Below are 22,285 nucleotides of genomic sequence, written 5' to 3'. Positions count from 1 at the left end.
ACGGAAATGCCCAAGGGATATGTCGTGGCGCGCGCCAAGGTTACCGACGCCACCAAATGGGCGGCCTATGCCGCCAAGGCTTCCGAGGCGATCAAACAATATGGCGGCACGCCGATCGTGCGCGGCGGCCAGATGACGGTCGCCGAGGGCGAGGGCCGGGCCCGCAACATCGTCATCGAATTCGCCGATTTCGCCTCGGCCAAGGCCTATGCCAGCTCGCCGGAATATGCCGAGGCGCGCAAGCTGCGCGAAGGCGCCGGCGAACTCGACATCGTCGTGGTCGAGGGGGTCTGAAGCCATGGCGAAGGGCTATTGGATCGCGCGTGTCGATGTCGAGAACACCGCCGCCTATGACAGCTACCGCGCGCTGAACGCGATCGCCTTCGCCAAATACGGCGCGAAGTTCCTGGTGCGCGGCGGCGACTACAAGCTCGCCCGCGGCGAGGGCCGCAAGCACAACGTCGTCCTCGAGTTCAAGGACGAGGCGACGGCGCGTGCCTGCTACGATTCGCCGGAATACCAGGAGGCGGTGAAGTACCTCGCCCAGGCCGGCAAATCCGACCTCGTCATCATCGGCGGCTATGAGGGCGTCCAGCCGGGGGATTGAGGCGTTTGATGCTGGGATGACGCTTGTGGAAACCGCGGCGTCATCCCGGATCGGCGTCGCTTCGCGACTTGTCCGGGATGACGCCGCGTTCGTGACCGAGGATGGCGAACATAGTGACGCTGCACGACAAGACCACGCTCACCGCCATCGGCGTCATCAGCGGCACCTCGATGGACGGCATCGACGTGTCGATCGTCACCAGCGACGGCCAGGATACGCCGCGCTTCGGCGCCGGCGCCTCTTATCCCTATCGCGACGGCACACGGCGTGAACTTCAGGCACTGGTCGCTGAGGCCGAGCGCGCGCTGACCGAACCGCTTGTCGAACTCGAGGCGGCGGTGACCGCCGACCATCTCGCTGCGGTCGAGCGCTTCATCGTCGAGCAGAAGCTCGATCCTGCCGCGATCGATCTCGTCGGCCTGCACGGTCAGACCGTCTATCACCGGCCCGAACAGCGCTTCACCCGCCAGCTCATCGATGGGCCGGCGGTGGCGCAGGCGCTCGGCATCGCCACCGTCGATCGCTTCCGCCATGCCGATGTCGCGGCCGGTGGCGAAGGGGCGCCCTTCGCGCCGCTCTACCACCGGGCATTGGCGCAGGCGCTCGAGCAGCCGGTCATGGTCCTCAATCTCGGCGGCGTCGGCAACGTCACCTATATCCACGGCGAGACCGTGATCGCCTTCGACACGGGGCCCGCCAGCGCGATCCTCGACGATTTCGTGCTGCGCCGGCAGGGCCGCAGCTATGATGCGGACGGCGCGCTCGCAGCGAGCGGGCAGGTGCGGCAGGATCTGGTCGAGGGCTTCATGCAGAACCCCTATTTCGACCGTCCCGCGCCGAAATCGCTCGATCGCAATGATTTCCACCGCCGCGCCCAGGTCGTCGAGGCCTTGCCGGATGCCGATGGCGCCGCGACGCTCGCCGCCTTCACAATCGAGAGCGTCGTCGCCTCGCTGCGCCATGTACCTGGCGTACCCAAGCGTTGGCTCGTCACCGGCGGCGGGCGGCTGAACCGGCATTTCATGGCGCGGCTCGCGAGCCGCCTCGGCGTTCCCGTCGAGCCGGTCGAGGCGGCGGGCTGGGATGGCGATGCGCTGGAAGCCCAGACCTTCGCCTATCTCGCGATCCGCTCGGTCAAGGGGCTGCCGCTCAGCCTGCCCGGCACGACCGGCGTGCCGCAGCCGCTGACAGGCGGGCGGTTGAACCGCGTCGGCTGACCGCGAGATCAAGGAGCATGGCAGTGAGCCTGGGTGGGATAGGTAACCTCGACTACACCGTCATTCTGTGCAGCAGGATGGCGGAAACGCGCGCGTTTTACCGCGATATCATGCAGTTTCCCATTGAGGTCGATCTTGAGAACTGGGTCAGCTTTCGCGTCGGTGCCGCGCTGCTTGCCCTGCGGCCGCGCGGCGTGTGGAGCGTCTGCGACGACGGCAGGGCGCTGCCGGGATCGGCGGCGGTTCAGCTCGCCTTTCGCGTGGCGCCTCCCGCGGTCGATGCCTGCCATGCGGAACTGGTCGCCAAGGGCGTGCCGATCCTGAGGGAGCCGACCGATTTGCCCAATTGGCGTCACCGTACGCTGTTCTTTCGCGATCCCGAGGACACCATCATCGAGATCTACGCCGAGTATTGAGCTGCCAAGCGAGAGGGCGTCACGCTCGAAACGCCCCGCCGCCATCGACGTCGAGCACGGTGCCACTGACATATCCGCAGGCCGGCGAGGCCAGGAAGGCGGCGGCGTTGGCGATCTCCTCGGGCTCGATCAACCGGTCTAATGGCAGGTTCGTCAGCATCTCCTCCCAGCGCGCCTCGTCGCCGAGCGAGGTTGCCGCACGCCGCTTGCTGAGCGAGATGATCCGGTCGGTGCGGGTCTGCGAGGGGTTGATGCCGAAGACGCGCACGCCCCAATCGACCGATTTTCCGCCGACCGCGCTGGTGAAGGCCATCAAGGCGGCGTTGCCGGTGCCGCCGCAGACATAGTCGTAGCGCGGGCTGCGCCCGGCTCCGCCGATGATGTTGACGATGATACCGGCTCGCCGCTCCTTCATCCCCGCCAGATAGAGCTTGGTCAGATGGATATAGCCCATCACCTTCAGCGCCCAGGCCTGCTCCCAGCTTTCCATGGAGAGATCGAGCAGCCCGCCGCCGGGGATCGCGCCGGCATTGTTCACCAGGATGTCGATATCAGGATAGCTGGCTGCGACGCGCTCGCGCTCGGCCGCGACCGAGAGATCGGCGGCGCAGCTCGCGACGCGGTTGGCCTCGCCCAGGGCCGCAGCCGTGGCCGCGAGGCGTTCCGCGTCGCGCGCGACGAGGACGACGGAGCACCCCTCCGCCAGGAAGGTTTTTGCGCAGGCCGCGCCGATGCCTTTCGAGCCGCCGGTGATTAGGACGCGGCGGCCGGTCAGTTTCAGATCCATGCGATTGATCCTTGTTGCGATGGCGCGATGGCTGTCGTTCCGGGGCTCTAGAGCAATTTCCGATCCGGTTGGATCGTTCAATTGCTCTAGGTCTTTGTTTTAACGCGTTTTCTCCGCGCAAACGCTTCGCGTTTGTCGCGAGGGAACCGGTGTCTACTTCACTCGAAAACGCTCTATTCCCCGGTGAAGGCCGGCTCGCGTTTTTCCTTGAAGGCGCGCTGGCCCTCGCGATAATCGGCGCTGCTGAAGCAGGCGGCGATCGAGGCCTCGACAGCTGCGATGTCTCGCTCGCTCTCGGGGCGGGCGAGTTCGCTCAGCGCATGTTTGAGGGCGCGCAAGGTCAGCGGCGCATTGCCGGCGATCCGCGCGAGGTAGTCGGAAGCCTCCCGCTCGAAGCTTTCTGCGCCCCAGAGCGCGGTGACGACGCCCAGGCGCAAGGCCTCCTCGCCAGCGATGATGCGGGCGCTGAGCAGGAGGTCGGAGGCCGGGCCGAAGCCGAGCTTGGCCACCAGCATGCGCACGCCCTCATAGGCATAGCCGAGGCCGAGCCGCGCGGCGGGAATGCGGAAGCGCGAATCGGCCCGCGCCAGCCTGAGGTCACAGCTCATCGCCAGGCCGAAGCCGCCGCCGAAGCAGATGCCGCAAATGAGCGCGATCGTCGGCTTGGCGGCATGGACCAGCGCGGCGCAGCCTTGCAGATAGGCTTCGTCATAAGCCCGGGTCTCAGTGGCGCTGTCGCGTTTTTCGCCGAATTGCGAGATGTCGGCGCCGGCACAGAAGGCGCGCCCGCCTTCGCCTGCGACGACGATGGCGCGCACCTCGCGATCGGTCTCCGCGCGGGCGACGAGGCCCGGCAGGCTCGCCCACATCTCATAGCTCATCGCGTTCATCTTCTGGGGCTGGTCGAGGACCAGCCGGGCGATGCCGTTCTCCGTCTCGTAGCGAACCGTGCCCATCTTGCCTTGCAAAGCTCCATGTCTCCGATCGCAAGGCATATGCGCGGCCATGCGATGCCGGCGGCAGAGTAGCCGAGTTCTTCCGGGATGGCTTAGGAATGCTGCTCGCGCGCATACCGGATGCGCGCTGTCCGACGGGAACCGGAGAGACCAGCATGCAAACCTCGCAAGCCAGCCACAGCATTGGCGACGCGATGCTGTCGGCAACCATCAAGCCGGACGGCGCCGAATTGATCAGTCTGCGGGGTACGAAGGAAGGCGAACTCCTCTGGCAGGCCGGGCCGCAATGGCCGCGCCACTCTCCGGTGCTGTTCCCGATCGTCGGGCGGTTGGCGGAGAGCCGGCTGCGGCATCAGGGGCACAACTACACCATGACCCAGCACGGCTTTGCACGTGACAGTCTGTTCGATTGGGTCGAGCAGAGCGAGGCGCGCGCGGTGCTGCGCCTGACCGAGAATGCGCAGACGCAAGCCATCTATCCATTCCGCTTCATCCTCGAACTGACCTACGCCATCACTGACGGCGCACTGAGCGTGACGACGCGTGTGACCAATCCGGGCGATGTCGCGCTGCCCTGCAGCGTCGGCGCGCATCCCGCCTTCAACTGGCCGCTGATGGCCGGCGTTCCCAAGGAGCGTCATGTCTTGGAATTCGACGCGCCGGAGGAGGGGAGCGCCGTCCTGCTGACCGACGGATTGCTCGATGCGCGGGAGCCATTGCCCCTGCAGGGCCGTGTCCTGCCGCTATCGTCGGAGTTGTTCGCCAGGGACGCGCTGATCCTGCCTTCACTCGCCAGCCGCTCCGTTCGCTTCATCGCAAGGGACGAAGCCGGGCGCACGGCGCGGGCCATCAAGGTCTCGTGGGAAGGCTATCGCGATCTCGGCATCTGGTCGAAGCCGGATGGCGCGCCCTTCCTCTGCATCGAGCCCTGGTTCGGCATGGCGAGCCCACTCGGCTGGGATGGCGAGTTCACGGAGAAGCCCGGCATCCTGCTGCTGGCGCCCGGCGAAAGCCGGGCGATGAGCTGGAGCGTCACGGTCGAGGCGTGAGGCCGGGGCGTCCTCCGGCGTCTCGCTATTATTGTTTTAACGCGTTTTCTCCGCGCAAACGCTTCGCGTTTGTCGCGAGCGAACCGGTGTCCACTTCGCTCGAAAACGCTCTAAGCCCTCGACCTGATCAGTGGCAGACCGGCTCGCCGGGATGTCCGCAGTTCGGCCGCTTCTGCTGCTGCGGCGCCGGGTGCGGACGGGCGGCTTGCTGAGCCGCTTGCCGGGCGCGTTGCTGGGCGGCCTGCTGCTGGGCTTGAGCCGCTTGCTGCTGCCGCTGCTGCGCGGCTTGTTGAGCGCGCTGCTGAGCAGCGGCCTGGGCTGCCTGTTGTTGCCGCTGTTGTTGCTGCGCAGCTTGTTGGGCGCGTTGCTGAGCTGCGGCCTGGGCCGCCTGCTGCTGGCGCTGCTGTTGAGAGGCTTGCAGGGCGCGTTGCTGCGCGGCGGCTTGAGCCGCCTGCTGCTGTTGAGCCGCCTGTTGGGCGCGTTGCTGAACGGCCTGTTGTTGGCGCTGAGCTGCAGCATCGTTCGTCACAGCCTGAGGAGGCGCCGCGGGCGATGGCGACGGGCGAGCGATGGTGGCGGGGGCGGCCGGCTGTGTCGCTTGTCCAACCGAGCGGGGCGCCTGCGGATTCGCCTGGACAGGAGCGGCGGGGCTGGGCGCCGGCTGGGCTCCGCGAGCCGGCGCGTTTGGCGTCTGCGCCACGCCCGGGGTCTGCGGCGGTGCGGTGCGGCCGGCGGCGGCAGGCGCATTCGGTGTGGGTAGCGGCCGCGCTCCCGGAGCGGCAGGCGATACAGTCTGCGGGTTAGCCTGTGCAGGAGCAGCCGCATTGGGCGCCGGCTGGGCGCCGCGGGCCGGGACTGCCGGCGTCTGCGCTACACCCGGAGTCTGTGGCGATGCGTTGTGGCCAGCGCTAGCAGGTGCATTCGGCGTCGGTAGCGGCCGTACACCCGGGGCGGCCGGAGGTACAATCTGCGGGTTGGCCTGTGCAGGAGCAGCGGCGTTGGGCGCCGGCTGAGCGCCGCGCGCCGGGACTGCCGGCGTCTGCGCCACGCCGGGGGGCTGTGGCTGCGCGTTGTGGCCGGCGGTGGCAGGCGCGTTGGGAGTGGGCAGTGGTTGCGCACCCGGTGCGGCAGGCAGGGCCGGCGATTGGCCGGGGCGCAGCGGCTGCGCTGGCTGCGCTTGCGGCTGCAGATTGGCGGCTGGAGCTGCCTGGGCAGGCGCGGTCTGAGCGGGCGCAGCCTGAGCGGGCATCAGGGGGCGGGCGCCGGGCAGGGCGTTGTTGATGGGCGCAGCCGAGTTCGGCGCGACCGCCTGGGGTGCCGCGACCGGCGGCTGGCCCGGGGCGTTGGCGGGTCTTGCAGCGTCAGAAGGTCTTGCCCGCTGTCCTGCCGCGTGCAGCGCGGCTGCGGCCGGTAATGCGACGGCAGCGGCGGCTATCGCAGCGCTCGCGGCCGGATGCGCCTGCACGAAATTGGACGGGCCGTTGCCGGGCGGTGGCGTCGGTGCGGTTGGCTGCGGCGGCAATAGATTGGCCGGGATGGGTGCAACCTGCTGGCCGGCCGGATTGGTGACGATCGCCGTCTGATTGGCCTGGTTGATCACCACTGTGTTGTGGATGTTGACATTGACGACGTTGAGCGGCGGCGGAGCGACATAGGTCGGGCGCTCGATCCAGGCCGGAACCGGATGATAGACCGGGATCGGCAGCACGAAGGCGACGGCAGGCGGCGGGGGCGGCGGCAGGTCTACGAAATAGGCTGGCCGCGGCGGCAGGAAGAACACCGGCACCGGCGGCGGCGGCGGCAGATCGTAGATCGGGTCTGCGAAATAGACGGCCGGGCGCTCGACATAGATGACCTCCTCCGGCGGAGGCGGCGGCACGTCATAGGCGAGCATGGCGAAGGAGGCCGGTGGCTCCAGCACGACCGCGAAATGGGTGAGGCGGCGGCGCGCATCATAGGCATGGGGGCCGCTCGGATAGCGCCGCAAATAAGACCAGTAGGCATCGGGCGTGTCGGCGAAGGCGCTTTCGCGCCAGGTTGCGGCCTCGCGGCGCGCCGCGACGATGGCGCGCACGCGCTTGGCGAGCGGGTCGCTGGGATAGGCGGCAAGGAAATCGAGATAGCCGCGCATCGTGTCGCGCGCCAAAGCCGCGAGATAAGCCTCGCCGGCGTCGAAATCGCGGATCGGCCTGGAGCGCAATTCGGAGAAGCGGTTGGCTTGCGCCTGCGGAGCGGCCTGGGTGCGTTCGAAGAACAGGAACGGCGCCTGCACGCGCGAGACCTGCCAGGGCAGTTCGGCGCCATGGGTCAGGGCGTCGACGCGCAGGCGGACGCGCTCGAACACATCGTCGAGCGGCAGGCTGCCCTCCTTGATCATCTCGGAGAGGGCGGTCGCATAGGCGCCATAGGGCCCCTTGTTGTCGGGGCCGATCGTGCCTGGCGCGGCGTTGAAGGCGAGCAATGTGCCGGGATCCGGCTGCATCAGGGCCAGGCCGCCGGCGAGAGGCTGCCCGGATCTAGCGAAGCCATTGGCATAGGCGGCATCGAGCACGACGATGCGCGCCTTCAAGGGCAAGGCCGCCAAGGGCTTGGTGAGGTCGCTCAGCCGAACCGCTTCGAGCGGGACATCGGCATCGCGCGCGATCCGCGCATCGACCGGGATGAGATAGTTCTCGCCCTCGAATTGCAGGCCGTTTCCGGCGAAATAGACCAGTGCGACAGTGTCGGGCCCCGACGCACCAGCCTTGTCCAAGAATTCACGCAGCGAGGAGCGCAGCGTCGCGGTGTCGAGGTCGCGCGCACCGACGACATCGAATCCGGCGGCCTGAAGGGTCTGTGCGATCAGGCCGGCATCATTGGCGGGTGTTGCCAGCGGGCTCGCCTGATAGGCGCCATTGCCGATGACCAGCGCGATCCGTTTTTCGAGCTGCTGGGCCTGGCTGGGACTGAAGCCTATGGCGACGCAGAGCGCGACGACCGCCAGACGGAGGAGATGAAGCCCAGGCATTGCGCCCTCCCGGCAAGGACAAGTCAGAGCGCTGCAGTCTCGAAGCAGCGCCATGAACCGGGATTGAATGAAGTGCGGCCAAATCCAGGCGAATATAGGGAAGGTTTTGGGACCGGAATCGGTTTTTCGTAAGCGAAGACGGCCGGCTCTGCCGAATTCTCGACTTCGTCAGACTTGCGGAGCCTCGGGTTTGCGTCTCTCCCATCTCTGGTTGAGACGCAGCGCGACCAAGGTGCAGGCCGCGCCCGAGAGCAGGTAGGCACCCGCGGAAATCAGGCCGAACTGGGTCGAGAGCAGGAGCGCCGCGAGCGGGGCGAAGCCCGCGCCGAAGAGCCAGGCGAGGTCGGAGGTCAGCGCCGAGCCGGTATAGCGAAAGCCCGGCGAAAAGCTCGAGGCGACGGCGCCCGAGGATTGGCCGAAGGACAGGCCGAGCAGCACGAAGCCGACAATCATGAAGACCGTCTCACCGACTACGCCGCCATCGAGCAATTGCGGCGCGAACCCGCTGAAGACGGCGATCGCCACCGCGCAGCCGCCGAGCAGGGAACGCCGCCCGATCCTGTCCGCGATCAGGCCCGAGGCGACGATCGCCGCGATGCCGAAGACGGCGCCGACGGCTTCGATGATCAGGAAGCGCGCCGGCCCCTCCTGTGTGAACAGGAAGACCCAGGACAGCGGAAACACCGTGACCATATGGAACATGGCAAAGCTCGCCAGCGGCGCGAAGGCGCCGATCAGGACGCTGCCGCCTTCGCTGCGCAGCGTGTCGCGGATGCGTGCGGGGTGGAGGTCGCGGTTCTCGAACAGCTTTTGGTAGTCCGGCGTGGCGACCATGCGCAGCCGGGCGAACAGGGCCACGACATTGATCGCGAAGGCGACGAAGAACGGGTAGCGCCAGCCCCAGCTGAAGAAATCCTCGGCCGAGAGATTGCCGACGAAAAAGGCGAAGAGCACGCTCGCCACGATCAGCCCGAGCGGTGCGCCGAGCTGCGGGATCATCGCATACCAGCCGCGATATTTGTCGGGGGCGTTGAGGGCGAGCAGCGAGGCCAGCCCGTCCCAGGTGCCGCCGAGCGCGATGCCCTGGCCGATGCGCGCGAGCGCCAGAAGCCAGATCGAGGCCGCGCCGATCTGCCCGTAACCCGGCAGGAAGGCAATAGCCACGGTCGAGGTGCCGAGCAGGAACAGCGCGATCGTCAGCTTGGCGCTTTTGCCATAGGCGCGGTCGACAGCCATGAAGATGACGGTGCCGAGCGGGCGCGCCACGAAGGCAAGGGCGAAGATGGCGAAGGAGTACAGCGTGCCGGTCAGCGGATCCAAATAGGGGAAGACGAGCTTGGGGAACACGATCACCGATGCGATCGCATAGACGAAGAAATCGAAGAACTCGGAGGTCCGGCCGATGACGACGCCGATCGCGATCTCGCCCGGATTGATCTCGCCGTGGCGCGCGTTGATGATCCTGGCGTCGCGTTCCGCTGTCGTTGGTGTCGTTGACATGTGCGCCCGAGCTCGCATCGTTTGGCGATCCGCCGGCCCGTAGCCTGACGGCAGTCCGCTTTTCACTCATGCCCTTCTGACTGATGACAGGCTAGGCGAGGATTGGGCAAATTGTCCAATGTTCGGCTTGACGCTCAGCCGCTAGCGCTCATCCTGACAGATTAATACTGACAGGTTGGTGCCGTGAGCCGTTTCCGGATCATCGCCGTACTGCCGCTGCTCGCGCTATTGGGCGGCTGCAATTTCGTCGTGCTCGCTCCGGCGGGGGACGTGGCTGCGCAGCAGCGCGACCTCGTCGTCATCTCCACCATCCTGATGTTGCTGATCATCATACCGGTGATGGCGCTCACGGTGTTCTTCGCCTGGCGCTATCGGCACTCCAACAAGGAGGCGCGCTACGAGCCCGATTGGGATCACTCGACCGGGCTCGAACTGGTGATCTGGTCGGCGCCGCTGCTGATCATCATCTGTCTGGGCGCGCTGACCTGGATGGGCACCCATCTGCTTGATCCCTATCGCCAGCTCGGGCGCATCGCGGCCGGCCGCCCGGTCCCGCAGACGGCCAAGCCGCTCGAGGTGAACGTCGTCGCGCTCGACTGGAAATGGCTGTTCATCTACCCGGAATACGGGGTCGCGACCGTCAACGAGCTCGCAGCCCCGGTCGACCGGCCGATCAGCTTCCGCATCACCTCCTCCTCGGTGATGAACTCCTTCTACGTTCCCGCGCTCGCCGGCCAGATCTATGCGATGGCCGGCATGCAGACGCGCTTGCATGGGGTGATCAATCGGCCGGGGCGCTATCAGGGCTTTTCGGCGAATTATAGCGGCGCCGGCTTCTCCGGCATGCGCTTCGCCTTCCACGGGCTGACTGATGTCGATTTCGACAGCTGGATCGCGCAGGCGAAAGCGGCTGGCGGGACGCTCGACCGCGCCAGTTATCTGCAGCTGGAGCGGCCGAGCGAGAACGATCCGGTGCGCCGCTATACGAACGTCGATCCGAAGCTCTTCAACGCCATCCTCAACATGTGCGTCGAGCCCGGCAAGATGTGCATGAACGAGATGGCGGCCGTCGACGCCAAGGGCGGGCTCGGCCTGGCCGGCGTCGCCAATACGCTGCCGCTCTCCTACGACAAATATGCCCGCCGGGGCGCGGTCTTCGGCGCAGATCCGAGCTATGTGCTCAGCGTCTGCACCCCCCAGGAGGCCGAGGCGATGCAGGCCCGGGTGCCGATGACGTCCGCTCCGCCCAAGGCGAGCGCGATCCGCGGCGCCGGCCTGCCCCTGCCCAATCTCTCGCTCCGTCGCCTGGACTCGCTGCTGCTTTCCGGCCCGGGCCGTCCATCTAATTCCTGAAGCGAGATAGTCCGTTGCCTGACGCTTCCGCTCTCCTCAAGATGATCTTCGGCCGGTTGACGCTGGAGTCGTTCCCGCTGCACGAGCCGATTCTGCTCGTGACCTTCGCCGCTGTCGTGCTCGGCGGCATCGTCGTTGTCGGCGCGCTGACTTATTTTCGTGTCTGGGGCTATCTCTGGCGCGAATGGTTCACCAGCGTCGACCACAAGAAGATCGGCATCATGTACATGGTGCTCGGCCTCGTCATGCTCCTGCGCGGCTTTGCCGACGCGATCATGATGCGCCTGCAGCAGGCCATGGCCTTCAATGGCTCGGAAGGCTACCTCACCGCGCATCACTACGATCAGGTCTTCACCGCCCATGGCGTGATCATGATCTTCTTCGTGGCGATGCCGATGGTCACCGGGCTGATGAATTTCGTCGTGCCGTTGCAGATCGGCGCGCGCGACGTCTCCTTCCCCTTCCTCAATAATTTCAGCTTCTGGATGACGACCGCCGGCGCCGTCCTCGTCATGATGTCGCTCTTCGTCGGCGAGTTCGCGCGCACCGGCTGGCTCGCCTATCCGCCACTGTCGGGCATCGGCTACAGCCCTGATGTCGGGGTCGACTACTACATATGGGCTCTGCAGGTCGCCGGTATCGGCACGCTGCTCTCCGGCATCAACCTCGTCTGCACCATCGTGAAGATGCGGGCTCCGGGCATGACCATGATGAAGATGCCCGTCTTCACCTGGACGTCGCTATGCACCAACGTCCTGATCGTCGCGGCCTTCCCGGTGCTGACTGCGGTCCTCGCGCTGCTCTCGCTCGACCGTTATGTCGGCACCAACTTCTTCACGAACGACTTCGGCGGCAGCCCGATGATGTATGTGAACCTGATCTGGATCTGGGGCCATCCGGAGGTCTACATCCTGATCCTGCCGGCCTTCGGCATCTTCTCCGAGGTGACCTCGACCTTCTCGGGCAAGCGGCTCTTCGGCTACACCTCGATGGTCTACGCCACCGTCGTCATCACCATCCTGTCCTATCTGGTCTGGCTGCACCATTTCTTCACGATGGGCTCCGGGGCGAGTGTGAATTCCTTCTTCGGGATCACGACGATGATCATCTCGATCCCGACGGGCGCCAAGATCTTCAACTGGCTGTTCACGATGTATCGCGGCCGCATCCGCTTCGAACTGCCGATGATGTGGACGCTCGCCTTCATGCTGACCTTCACGGTCGGCGGCATGACGGGCGTGCTGCTGGCGGTGCCGCCGGCCGACTTCGTGCTGCACAACAGCCTGTTCCTGGTCGCCCATTTCCACAACGTCATCATCGGCGGCGTGCTGTTCGGGCTCTTCGCCGGCATCGTCTACTGGTGGCCCAAGGCCTTCGGCTTCAAGCTCGATCCGTTCTGGGGCAAGCTCTCCTTCTGGTTCTGGGTGGTGGGCTTCTGGTTCGCCTTCATGCCGCTCTACATCCTGGGCCTGATGGGGGTGACGCGCCGGATGCGCGTCTTCGACGACCCGTCCCTGCAGATCTGGTTCATCATCGCGGGCTTCGGCGCCTTCCTGATCCTGCTCGGCATCGTCTCCTTCCTCGTGCAGATCGGCGTCAGCATCCTCAGGCGCGACAAGCTGCGCGAGACGACCGGCGACCCCTGGGACGGCAGGACGCTGGAATGGGCGACCTCTTCGCCGCCGCCGGCCTATAATTTCGCCTTCACGCCGGTCATCCATGACAACGATGCCTGGTCGGACATGAAGCGCCGCGGCTATCAGCGCCCGCTCGACGGCTACAGGCCGATCCATATGCCGAGCAACACGCCGACCGGGATCATTCTCGCCGGTCTGAGCATGGCCGTCGCCTTCGGCCTGATCTGGTACATGTGGTGGCTGGCCGCGCTCGGCTTCGTGGCGCTGCTCGTCGTGGCGATCGCCCACACCTTCAACTACCACCGCGATTTCCACATCCCTGTCGAGGAGGTGGTGCGCACGGAAGCGGAGCGGACCCGCCTCCTGGCCGGCGCGGGAGCCTGAGCCATGACGACAGCCGATATCGCCGGGCGGCACGACGCCGAGACTGCCAACACCGAGACCGTCTTCTACCTGAAGGACGAGCACGACCATCCCGAAGGCTCGAGCACCGCGCTCGGCTTCTGGATCTATCTGATGAGCGACTGCCTCATCTTCGCAGTGCTGTTTGCGATCTATGGGGTGCTCGGCGCGAACTATGCCGCGGGACCCTCGCCCAAGGACTTGTTCGAGCTGCCGCTGGTCGCGCTGAACACGACGATGCTGCTGCTCTCGTCGATCACCTATGGCTTCGCCATGCTGACGATGGAGAAGGGCCGCGTCGCCGCGACCCAGATCTGGCTGGCGGTCACCGGCCTGTTCGGCCTCGCCTTCCTCAGCATCGAGCTCTACGAGTTCCACCATCTGATCGAGATCGGCGCGACGCCGCAACGCAGCGCTTTCCTCTCGGCCTTCTTCACCCTCGTCGGCACCCACGGCCTGCACGTGACCTTCGGCACGATCTGGCTGGTGACGCTGATGGTGCAGGTCGCCAAGCACGGGCTGATTGCGGCCAACCGCCGCCGCCTGATGTGCCTGAGCATGTTCTGGCACTTCCTCGACGTCGTCTGGATCGGCGTCTTCACCTTCGTCTATCTCACGGGAATGCTGCGATGAGCTCCGAAGCGCATGGCGATCACGGCGACCATGGCGATCACGTCGAGGCGCATGGTTCGTTTCGCGGCTATCTGACCGGCTTCCTGCTCTCGGTCGTGCTGACCGCGATCCCGTTCTGGCTGGTCATGAACAACGTCCTGGACAACAAGCAGGCGACGGCGCTCGTCATCATGGCCTTCGCCGTGGTCCAGATCGTCGTGCACATGGTCTTCTTCCTGCACATGAACGGCCGCTCGGAAGGCGGCTGGACGATGCTGGCCCTGATCTTCACGATCATCCTCGTCGTCATCGCGCTCACCGGCTCGCTCTGGGTGATGTACCACCTCAACACCAACATGATGCCCGGCCACGACATGAGCCAGATGCAGTGACACGCCCGCCCAGGCGGCAGGCAGTGCCTGCCACGCTGGACAAGCGCGCGCCTGGCGATGGCGAGGAGGCGGCGAGCCGGCGGGGCCGCAGGCCGCGCTCGGTGCGGCTACTCGCTTGTCTCGGTATTGTCGCCCTCATCGGCGTTCTGGGCTTCCTGGCGCTCGGCATCTGGCAGGTGCAGCGCCTTGGCTGGAAGCAGGCATTGATCGCCCGCGTCGAGAGCCGCATCCATGCGCAACCGGTGCCCGCTCCCGGCCCGGCGGGCTGGGCGGCGGTTGCCGACGACGAATACCGACGCGTGCGGGTGAGCGGGCTTTTCCAGCAGGATCGCGCAACCTTCGTGCAGGCAGTGACGGAGCGCGGCGGCGGCTACTGGCTCATGACCCCGCTGCGCAGCGATGCGGGTTTCACGGTGCTGGTCAATCGCGGCTTCGTCACGCCGGAGCAACGCGGTCAACTGAGCGGGCCGGCCTCTGCGTCGCGCGGCCAGGTCGCAGCCGCGCAAGTCACGGTCACGGGGCTCCTGCGCCTGAGCGAACCCGGAGGCGGCTTCCTGCGCCACAATGATCCCGCCGCCGATCGCTGGTATTCACGCGATGTCGCCGCGATCGCCGCGGTGCGCGGTCTCGGCGAGCGCGGCTTTGGCGAGATCGCGCCCTATTTCGTCGACGCCGATGCGACGCAGGGTCCGGCGGGCTTCCCGGTCGGCGGGCTGACAGTGCTGCGCTTTGCGAATAATCATCTCGTCTACGCGCTGACCTGGTTTGCGCTGGCGCTCATGCTCGCCGCAGCGGCGGCCTTCGTCATCCGCGGCGAGTATCGGCTGCGGCGTGCAGTGGAGAACGAGCATTAGCGTTCAAAACACGGTAAGTCGGAAGAACCTGCTGCTTCTCGTCCAGTTACGCTGGTTCGCCGTCGGCGGGCAGGTGCTGACCATGCTGGTCGTGCAGCTCTGGTTCGGCATCGCCTTGCCGGTGCCGCAGATGGCTGGCGTCATCCTGTTCCTGGTCGGTCTCAACGTCGTCAGCCTGCTGCGCTATCGGCAGAACACCGAGATCAATCATGGCGAGCTCGTCGCCGAGCTCATGCTCGACGTCACCGCGCTGACGATCCAGCTCTATCTCAGCGGCGGCGCGAGCAACCCCTTCATCTCGCTCTATCTCCTGCAGATCACGCTCGGCGCCGTGCTGCTTGAGGTCTGGGCGACCAGGCTCCTGGTCGTCGTCGCCAGCGGCTGCTTCATCGGGCTGATCTTCTCCTATCGGCCGCTCGTACTGCCAGCGGAGCTCGCCGATCAGCTGCTGACGCTGCACGTCCAGGGCATGTTCGTCTGCTTCCTGCTGGCGGCGAGCCTGCTCGTCTTCTTCATCGCGCGGATCAACCGGAACCTGCGCATCCGGGATGTTCACCTTGCCGATCTGCGCCAGCGCGCGGCGGAGGAAGACCATATCGTCAGGATGGGCCTGCTGGCCTCGGGCGCCGCCCATGAACTCGGCACGCCATTGGCGACGCTCTCGGTCATCCTGAACGACTGGCAGCGCATGCCCGTCTTCAGGAGCGATCCCGATCTCCTCCAGGAGGCCAGCGAGATGCAGGGCCAGATCGACCGCTGCAAATCGATCGTCACCGGCATCCTGATGTCCTCCGGCGAGGCGCGCGGCGAGGGGCCGGTCAAGACCACGGTCAATGGGTTCGTCGATGGTCTGGTCGCGGAGTGGCGCTCGCATCGCTCGCCCATTGTGCTCGACTATGACAACCGCTTCAGCCCTGACGACAGCATCGTCTCCGACCCGGCCCTGAAGCAGGTCATCTTCAACGTCTTCGACAATGCGCTCGAGGCCTCGCCGCATTGGGTCGGGGTCACCATCGGTCGGCGCGGCGATGAGCTGCTCATCGCGGTGGACGATGCCGGGCCGGGCTTCGACCCGACGATCCTTGCCGAACTCGGCCAGCCCTATCGCTCGACCAAGCAGCGCCCCGGCAGCGGGCTCGGACTCTTTCTCGTCTTCAATGTGCTGCGCAAGCTCGGCGGCACGGTGACGGCGCGCAACCGCATCGGCCGTGGCGCCCATGTCACGCTGGCGCTGCCGCTGGCGAGCCTCTCTCCAGGAACTGCCGATGCAGCCTGAGCGCACGCTCCTGATCGTCGAGGACGACCCCTCCTTCGCGCGTGCCTTGCGACGCTCCTTCGAACGTCGCGGCTACATGGTCTTGTCCTGCGACGGCGTCGCCGGCCTGCAGGAGCTGTTGGCGGCCACCTCCCCGGGCTATGCCGTCGTCGACCTCAAGCTCGTCGGCGGCTCCGGCCTGGAATGCATCAAGCTGCTGCACGGGCACGATCCGCTGATGAAGATCGTGGTGCTGACCGGCTTCGCCAGCATCGCCACGGCGGTCGAGGCGATCAAGCTCGGCGCCTGCCACTACCTCGCGAAGCCGTCGAATGGCGACGATATCGAGGCGGCCTTCGGGAAATCGACCGGCAATGCGGAGGTGCCGCTCTCGCAGCGGCCGACCTCGCTGAAGAATCTCGAATGGGAGCGCATCCACGAAACCCTGGTCGAGACGGATTTCAACATCTCCGAAACCGCCCGGCGGCTGGGGATGCATCGCCGGACGCTGGCGCGGAAGCTCGAAAAGCGTCGGGTCAACTGAGGCGCAAGAGCAGGATGCGAAAAAGTGGGAACCGGTTTTTCGCATCCTGCTCTCACTCGCAGCGAAATCCCTTGCCTTCGCTGCCCCTTCTTCTTCCGCCGGGCGTCGTCGCCTCGCTCAGCTCTCCAGCATCCATTCATGGGCAGGGTCGTTGGCGAATTTCCAGACCCGCTTCGGCCCCGCCATGACGTTGAGGTAGTAGAGCTCGTAGCCATGCGGCGCGGCGACCGGATGGTAGCCCCTGGGCACCAGCACGACGTCGCCATCCTCGGCCGCGAGCGTCTCGTCGAGCGAGCGATCGTCGGTGTAGACGCGCTGGAGGGCGAAACCCTGCGGTGGCGAGAGGCGGTGGTAATAGGTCTCCTCCAGCAGCGATTCCCGCGGCGGCGCGTCCCGGTCGTGCTTATGCGGCGGATAGCTCGACCAAGAACCCGAGGGCGTAATCACCTCGACCACGAGCAGGCTTTCGGCAGGCTCGGTCTCCGGCAGGATGTTGCGGACATGGCGGGTGTTGGTGCCCTGGCCGCGTGTCAGGCAGCCGACATCCCGGGGCGCGATGACGCGTGGTTTGAGCCCCGGCTTGCCCGGGGCCGAGCAGATGGCCAGTTCGCAGGCGCCTTCAGCCGTGACGCTCCAGGACGTTCCGGCCGGCACATAAAGCGACCAGGGATCAGGTTCGAAGGGGGAATTGCGGCCGCCAATCGTGCCGAACTCCGTGCCGCCCGCGCTGGCCGCGACCTTGCCCGCGAGCAGGACGATGCAAATCTCGCGATCGCCCGTCTCCTTCGACAGGCTCTGGCCGTCAGCGAGCTTGTAGGCCTCGAAGCCGACATGGTCCCAGCCGGCCGATGCCGGCGTGACGTTGTGGATGCGGCCCTGTGAATCGGGGGCAGCGGGTTTGACGAGCAGTTTCGACATGATGTGCTCCGGCTCAGGCGAGCCCGGCCTCCTTCAGGCTCTGCCTCAGATGGGCGACGCCCCTCTTGGCATAGGTCAGGGGATGGGCCTTCTCGGGATCTTGCTCGGCCTCGACCACGACCCAGCCGGAATAGCCGGGCAGGGCGCGGAAGACGGCGGGATAATCGACCATGCCGTCGCCGGGCACGGTGTAGACGCCGAGATCGCTGCCCTGGCCGAGGACGGCATCGAGGAAGCTCCAGCCGCTAGCCTTGGCCTGCTCCATCACGCTCTCGCGCACATCCTTGGCATGGACATGGCTGATCCGGTCGCGATAGCGCGCGGCGAGGGCGGCAGGGTCAGCCCCGCCCCAGGTCGCGTGGCCGGTGTCGAGCAGGAGATGCACGGCCTTGCCGGTTGCCGCCATGAAGGCGTCGATATCGGCCTCGCTCTCCACGATCGTGCCCATATGGTGGTGATAGACCAGCCGGACGCCCTCAGCGAGGGTGCGTTCGGCGACCTCGGTGATCCGCCGGCCGAACTCCGCCCAGTCGCCTGCCGCCATCACCGGCCGCTGCGAGAGCGGCTTGCTGCGGTCGCCATGGATCGCGTTCGAGGTCTCGGCGAAGACCAGGACATTCGAGCCCATCGCCTTGAGCAGATCGAGATGCGGCCGCAGATGGGCCATCTCTTCATCGGCATCGCGCAGCAGCAATTCGGCGGAGTACCAGCCCGAGATGCAGGCCATGCCGAAGGGTGCGAGCGCGGCCTTGAGCGCGGCGGGTTCGCGCGGGAATTTATGGCCGAGCTCCATGCCCTCAAAACCGGCCTCGCGGGCCTCATCCAGGCAGGTTTCGAGCGAGGTCGCGCCGCCGATCTCCTGCAGATCGTCATTCGACCAGCCGATGGGGTTGGCGCCGATGCGGATAGGCATGTCGTTGGTTCCGTACTCTTCGAGGCGATCAGAATGAGGCGCGGTTCTCCGTCATTGCTTCGCTTTGCTCGCAATGACGGTGGTATTCGATCATGGCCGCGCCTTGAGCGCGTCGTCATAGCGTTGGCGGGCCTGCGTCACTTGGGCCCGCGTCGAAATCTCGGGTACCGCGACATCCCACCAATGCCCGCCGGCATCGGTCGAGATCATTGGGTCGGTGTCGATCACGACGACGCTGGTGCGGTCATGTGTCCTGCTTTCGCGCAGCGCCTCATCGAGTTCGGCAAGGCTTGCCACCTTGCGCGAGACCGCACCGAGCGAGGCGGCGTGCGCGGCGAAATCGATTGCCGGCAATGTCTCGTGGCGGCTGTCGGCCAGCAGATTGTTGAAGGGGGCGCCGCCGGTCGCGCCCTGCAATCGGTTGATGCAGCCAAACCCGCGATTGTCGAGCACGACGATGGTGAGCTTCAGCCCCAGCATCACCGAGGTCGCGATCTCGGAGTTCATCATCAGATAGGAGCCGTCGCCGAGCATGATGACGACCTCACGGGCGGGGTCGGCCATCTTGACGCCGAGCCCGCCGGCGATCTCGTAACCCATGCAGGAATAGCCGTATTCCATGTGGTAGCCGCCGGGTGCGCCAGCCTGCCAGAGCTTGTGCAATTCGCCCGGCAAGCCGCCGGCGGCGCAGACCACGATATCGGAAGGTTCGCTCCAGCGCTGCACGGCGCCGAGGACCTGCGCATCGCTTGGGAGCGCTTCGTTGCCGGCGGCGGTGTAGCGCGCGGCGGTGGCAAGCCAGCCGGCCTTTGCCGCCTTCGCCTGCGTCGTCCAGGTCTCGGGCGCGCGGTGGCCTGCAAGCGCCGCATCGAGCTCGGCGAGGCCGGCGCGGGCGTCGCAGACGAGCGGCTGGGCGCGCTGCTTGCCGGCGTCAAAGGCCTGCACATTCAGCCCGATGATGCGGCAGGCGGGATTGGCGAAGAGCGACCAGGATCCGGTGGTGAAGTCCTGCAGGCGCGTACCGATGGCGAGCACGACATCGGCCTCTCCCGCCATGGCATTGGCCGCCCCGGTCCCGGTGACGCCGATCGCGCCGAGATTGAGCGGATGGTCGAAGGGCAGGGCGCTCTTGCCGGCCTGCGTCTCGGCTGCTGGCAGCCCATGCGCCTCGCAGAAGCGGGCGAGTTCAGCCTCGGCCTCGCCATAGAGCACGCCGCCACCGACCACGACGAAGGGCTTTTTCGCGGCCTTGAGCAGCGCGGCCGCTTCAGCCAGCTCGACCTCGTCCGGCCGCTGGCGGCGCGGCGTCCAGATGCGCTCGGCGAAGAAGCCTTCCGGATAGTCAAAGGCCTCGGCCTGGACATCCTGGCACAGGCAAAGCGTCACCGGCCCGCATTCGGTCGGATCGGTCAGGACGGCCATGGCGCGCTCGAAGGCCGGTATCAATTGCTCGGGCCGGGTCAGCCGGTCGAAATAGCGCGAGACCGGCTTGAAGCAGTCATTGGCCGAGACGGTGCCGTCGCCGAAATCCTCGATTTGCTGCAGCACCGGGTCAGGCCGGCGCCCGGCGAAGACATCGCCCGGCAGGAGCAGGAGCGGCAGGCGGTTGACATGGGCGACCGCGGCGGCGGTGACCATATTGGTCGCGCCGGGGCCGATCGAGCTCGTGACCGCCATCATCCGGCGCCGCCGCGAGGCCTTGGCGAAGGCGATCGCCGCATGCGCCATCGCCTGCTCGTTATGGGCGCGGAAGGTCGGCAGCACATCGCGTGCGCCATGGAGCGCCTCGCCGAGGCCCGCGACATTGCCATGGCCGAAGATCGCCCAGACACCGGCGAAGAGCGGCAGGGTTTCACCGTCGATCACTGTTTTCTGCGCGGCGAGCGCCTTGACCAGCGCCTGCGCCATGGTGAGCCTGATCTTGGCCATCGGCTGTCTCCTCACCGGCTTTCCCAGGCTGCGGCCAGCTTGCCGAAGTTCTGTGCCATCCGCACAGTGGCGGCCTCGTCGTCGATCGCGCCCGAAAGCCATGCGCGCGCCACCTCGCCGAAGATGGTGCGCCCGACCGCGAAGCCCTTGACCGAGGCGGCATTTCGCGAGCCCCGGAAGGCCTGCATGACGACGTCCTCCGGCGCATCGAGCCCGAGCAGCAGCACGCCGCGGCAATAGGGATCGCGCGTCGCGATCATAGTGTCGATCGCCTGCCAGGCGGCGGGCGAGGGCTGGGTTTCCAGCTTCCACCAATCGGGCCGGATGCCGATGGCGTAGAGCCGTTCCATGACTTGCGCCGTGGTGTCGTCATGCAGTGGGCCGTGCTTGGAGGCGATGATCTCGACCAGCAATTCGCGCCCGACCTGCCGGCAGGCCAGCGCGACGCGCTTCAGTACGGCCTCCTGCGCGGCCTTGAGCTCGGCGGGGTCGTCGGGGTGGTAGAAGCACAGGCATTTGGCGATGTGATCCACCGGCCATTCCGCCAGCGTCGCCCCCAGCGAGCCGGTTGCGTCCGTCTCGAGCTCCAACGGCCGCGAGCCCGGCAATTCGAGCGGGCGCGCGATCCAGAAATCGTGGTCGCCGGCCCGGAACAGCGCCTCGCGGCCATGTTTGCCGTCGATCAGCATGCCGAACCCCGGCCGCCCGGCCGCGACACGCGCGGCGGCAGCGACTGCGAGCGTCTTGAAGGCGGCGATGCGCTCGCGTGGTGCGCCCACGGCGTCGGCCATGTTCTCCAGCTGGGCGCGATGGTCGATAGCGAGCGCCATGATGCCGGCGGGCTGGGGCCGGCGCGTCGTCGCCCAATGGACGTGGTTGATCTCGGTGTCGTGCCGCAGCGCGCGATGCTGCGAGCCATGCTTCAGGAAATATTGCAGCTCCGGGAAGGTCGGGCTCTCCGGCGAGCAGAGTAGCCGCGAGACCGCGAAGGCGCCGCAGGCATTGGCCCAGGCGCAACAGGTTTCGATCGGCTCGTCACGCAGAAAGCCGCGTAGGAAGCCGGACATGAAGGCGTCGCCGGCGCCCAGCACATTATAGACCTCCACAGGAAAGCCCGGCCCCTTGATGCCGTCCTCGATCGAGGCGGGGATCGCGCCGGTGAAGACCACGCAGCCCATCGGCCCGCGCTTGCAGACGATGGTCGCAGTGCTCAAGCCGCGGATCGTGCGGATGGCGGTGAGCGTATCCTCGGAGCCGCCGGCGGCGTGGAGTTCCTCCTCGGTACCGACGATCAGGTCGCAATCCGGCAGGATCTCCTGCAAATGCCGCGTCACATTGTCGGAACGGACATAGCGTTCCTCGCCGGCGGCATGGCCTGCCAGGCCCCAGAGATTGGGCCGGTAATCGACATCGAACACGACCTTGCGGCCATGCTTGCGGGCGAAGCGGATCGCCTTTTTCTGTGCCGCGGCGGCGTCGGGCAGCGCAAAATGCGTCCCCGTCACGACGATCGCCTTGGCCGAGGCGATGAAGGCCTCATGGATCTCGCTTTCATGCAGGGCCGCATCGGCGCAGTCGCTGCGATAGAAGATCAGCGGAAAGGTCTTCTCATCACGCACGCCCAGGATCACCAGCGCGGTCAGGCGCTTGGGATCGGTGACGACGCCTTTCGTCTCGACGCCTTCGCGCTCGAGCTGCTCGAGGATGAAGCGGCCCATCTGCTCGTCGCCGACGCGGGTGATCACCGCCGATTTCAGCCCGAGCCGCGCCGTGCCGATGGCGATGTTGGTCGGGCAGCCGCCGACGGCCTTGACGAAGGTCCCCATATCCTCCAGCCGGCCGCCGATCTGCTGGCCGTAGAGATCGACCGAGGAGCGGCCGATGGCGATGACGTCGAGCGTCGTGTCGGAGGCGGCTGTCGGCATGTCAGGCCCTGT

General features: G+C 66.6%; 20 protein-coding genes. 12 read left to right on the top strand and 8 right to left on the bottom strand.

The genetic code is table 11. The features are described 5' to 3' along the window. Positions 1-6 precede the first annotated feature (6 nt). The 4 genes from ACSQ3P_RS10475 (at position 7) to ACSQ3P_RS10460 (ending at position 2,240) form a co-directional block, all read left to right on the top strand. Entirely contained in the window at positions 7-294 is a 288-nt protein-coding gene (locus ACSQ3P_RS10475; protein WP_436165525.1) for a DUF1330 domain-containing protein, read from the top strand. Positions 295-298: 4 nt separating this feature from the next. Then, entirely contained in the window at positions 299-607 is a 309-nt protein-coding gene (locus tag ACSQ3P_RS10470) for a DUF1330 domain-containing protein (RefSeq protein ID WP_436165524.1), read from the top strand. Positions 608-708: 101 nt separating this feature from the next. Next, positions 709-1,824, top strand: coding sequence for an anhydro-N-acetylmuramic acid kinase (locus ACSQ3P_RS10465; RefSeq protein WP_436165523.1), 1,116 nt, complete (start codon positions 709-711; stop codon positions 1,822-1,824). Between the two features lie 17 nt (positions 1,825-1,841). After that, positions 1,842-2,240 carry a VOC family protein gene (locus tag ACSQ3P_RS10460; RefSeq protein WP_436165522.1) on the top strand — a complete coding sequence of 133 codons (399 nt, stop codon included), beginning with the start codon at positions 1,842-1,844 and terminating at the stop codon, positions 2,238-2,240. Between the two features lie 19 nt (positions 2,241-2,259). Here the strand turns inward: ACSQ3P_RS10460 and ACSQ3P_RS10455 are convergent, their stop codons facing one another. After that, on the bottom strand, positions 2,260-3,027 hold the full coding sequence (locus ACSQ3P_RS10455; protein ID WP_436165521.1) for a short-chain dehydrogenase/reductase: 768 nt from the start codon (positions 3,025-3,027) through the stop codon (positions 2,260-2,262). Positions 3,028-3,200: 173 nt separating this feature from the next. Then, positions 3,201-3,995, bottom strand: coding sequence for an enoyl-CoA hydratase (locus ACSQ3P_RS10450; RefSeq protein ID WP_436165520.1), 795 nt, complete (start codon positions 3,993-3,995; stop codon positions 3,201-3,203). Between the two features lie 143 nt (positions 3,996-4,138). Between ACSQ3P_RS10450 and ACSQ3P_RS10445 the strand changes: the two genes are divergently transcribed. Then, on the top strand, positions 4,139-5,032 hold the full coding sequence (locus tag ACSQ3P_RS10445) for an aldose 1-epimerase family protein (RefSeq protein WP_436165519.1): 894 nt from the start codon (positions 4,139-4,141) through the stop codon (positions 5,030-5,032). Between the two features lie 127 nt (positions 5,033-5,159). Here the strand turns inward: ACSQ3P_RS10445 and ACSQ3P_RS10440 are convergent, their stop codons facing one another. Together ACSQ3P_RS10440 and ACSQ3P_RS10435 are read right to left on the bottom strand one after the other, a co-directional pair. Continuing rightward, positions 5,160-8,039, bottom strand: a complete 2,880-nt coding sequence (locus ACSQ3P_RS10440; protein WP_436165518.1) for a caspase family protein — start codon at positions 8,037-8,039, stop codon at positions 5,160-5,162. 168 nt (positions 8,040-8,207) lie between these two features. After that, complete coding sequence (locus ACSQ3P_RS10435) at positions 8,208-9,539, bottom strand: MFS transporter (RefSeq protein WP_436165517.1); 1,332 nt, start codon at positions 9,537-9,539, stop codon at positions 8,208-8,210. A gap of 183 nt (positions 9,540-9,722) precedes the next feature. Between ACSQ3P_RS10435 and cyoA the strand changes: the two genes are divergently transcribed. From cyoA to ACSQ3P_RS10400, 7 genes are all read left to right on the top strand, one after another. Beyond that, complete coding sequence (gene cyoA / locus ACSQ3P_RS10430) at positions 9,723-10,892, top strand: ubiquinol oxidase subunit II (protein ID WP_436165516.1); 1,170 nt, start codon at positions 9,723-9,725, stop codon at positions 10,890-10,892. Positions 10,893-10,933: 41 nt separating this feature from the next. Next, positions 10,934-12,913 (top strand): cytochrome o ubiquinol oxidase subunit I, encoded by a 1,980-nt coding sequence (cyoB, locus tag ACSQ3P_RS10425; RefSeq protein WP_436166231.1) that lies wholly within the window; start codon positions 10,934-10,936, stop codon positions 12,911-12,913. 3 nt (positions 12,914-12,916) lie between these two features. Further along, entirely contained in the window at positions 12,917-13,564 is a 648-nt protein-coding gene (cyoC, locus tag ACSQ3P_RS10420; RefSeq protein WP_436165515.1) for a cytochrome o ubiquinol oxidase subunit III, read from the top strand. Then, on the top strand, positions 13,561-13,935 hold the full coding sequence (gene cyoD / locus ACSQ3P_RS10415; protein ID WP_436165514.1) for a cytochrome o ubiquinol oxidase subunit IV: 375 nt from the start codon (positions 13,561-13,563) through the stop codon (positions 13,933-13,935). Before cyoC ends, cyoD begins: the two co-directional genes overlap by 4 nt. Positions 13,936-13,958: 23 nt before the next feature. Next, entirely contained in the window at positions 13,959-14,789 is an 831-nt protein-coding gene (locus ACSQ3P_RS10410) for an SURF1 family protein (protein WP_436165513.1), read from the top strand. Between the two features lie 82 nt (positions 14,790-14,871). Next, positions 14,872-16,065 carry an ATP-binding protein gene (locus tag ACSQ3P_RS10405; RefSeq protein ID WP_436165512.1) on the top strand — a complete coding sequence of 398 codons (1,194 nt, stop codon included), beginning with the start codon at positions 14,872-14,874 and terminating at the stop codon, positions 16,063-16,065. Further along, positions 16,055-16,588, top strand: a complete 534-nt coding sequence (locus ACSQ3P_RS10400) for a response regulator transcription factor (RefSeq protein WP_436165511.1) — start codon at positions 16,055-16,057, stop codon at positions 16,586-16,588. Before ACSQ3P_RS10405 ends, ACSQ3P_RS10400 begins: the two co-directional genes overlap by 11 nt. 117 nt (positions 16,589-16,705) lie before the next feature. Here ACSQ3P_RS10400 and iolB read toward each other — a convergent pair whose 3' ends face one another. From iolB to ACSQ3P_RS10380, 4 genes are all read right to left on the bottom strand, one after another. Continuing rightward, positions 16,706-17,506 (bottom strand): 5-deoxy-glucuronate isomerase, encoded by an 801-nt coding sequence (gene iolB / locus ACSQ3P_RS10395; protein WP_436165510.1) that lies wholly within the window; start codon positions 17,504-17,506, stop codon positions 16,706-16,708. 13 nt (positions 17,507-17,519) lie between these two features. After that, positions 17,520-18,419: a myo-inosose-2 dehydratase gene (gene iolE / locus ACSQ3P_RS10390; protein ID WP_436165509.1), complete on the bottom strand. Its 900-nt coding sequence runs from the start codon at positions 18,417-18,419 to the stop codon at positions 17,520-17,522. Between the two features lie 90 nt (positions 18,420-18,509). After that, positions 18,510-20,348: a 3D-(3,5/4)-trihydroxycyclohexane-1,2-dione acylhydrolase (decyclizing) gene (gene iolD, locus ACSQ3P_RS10385; RefSeq protein WP_436165508.1), complete on the bottom strand. Its 1,839-nt coding sequence runs from the start codon at positions 20,346-20,348 to the stop codon at positions 18,510-18,512. Positions 20,349-20,359: 11 nt separating this feature from the next. Next, positions 20,360-22,273, bottom strand: coding sequence for a bifunctional 5-dehydro-2-deoxygluconokinase/5-dehydro-2-deoxyphosphogluconate aldolase (locus ACSQ3P_RS10380; RefSeq protein ID WP_436165507.1), 1,914 nt, complete (start codon positions 22,271-22,273; stop codon positions 20,360-20,362). Between the last annotated feature and the right edge of the window lie 12 nt (positions 22,274-22,285).

The organism is Allobosea sp. LjRoot9 (assembly GCF_964252745.1).
Classification (GTDB): domain Bacteria; phylum Pseudomonadota; class Alphaproteobacteria; order Rhizobiales; family Beijerinckiaceae; genus Allobosea.
Note: the sequence above shows the minus strand (reverse complement) of the source record. Positions and strands in the feature narration are given on the sequence as shown.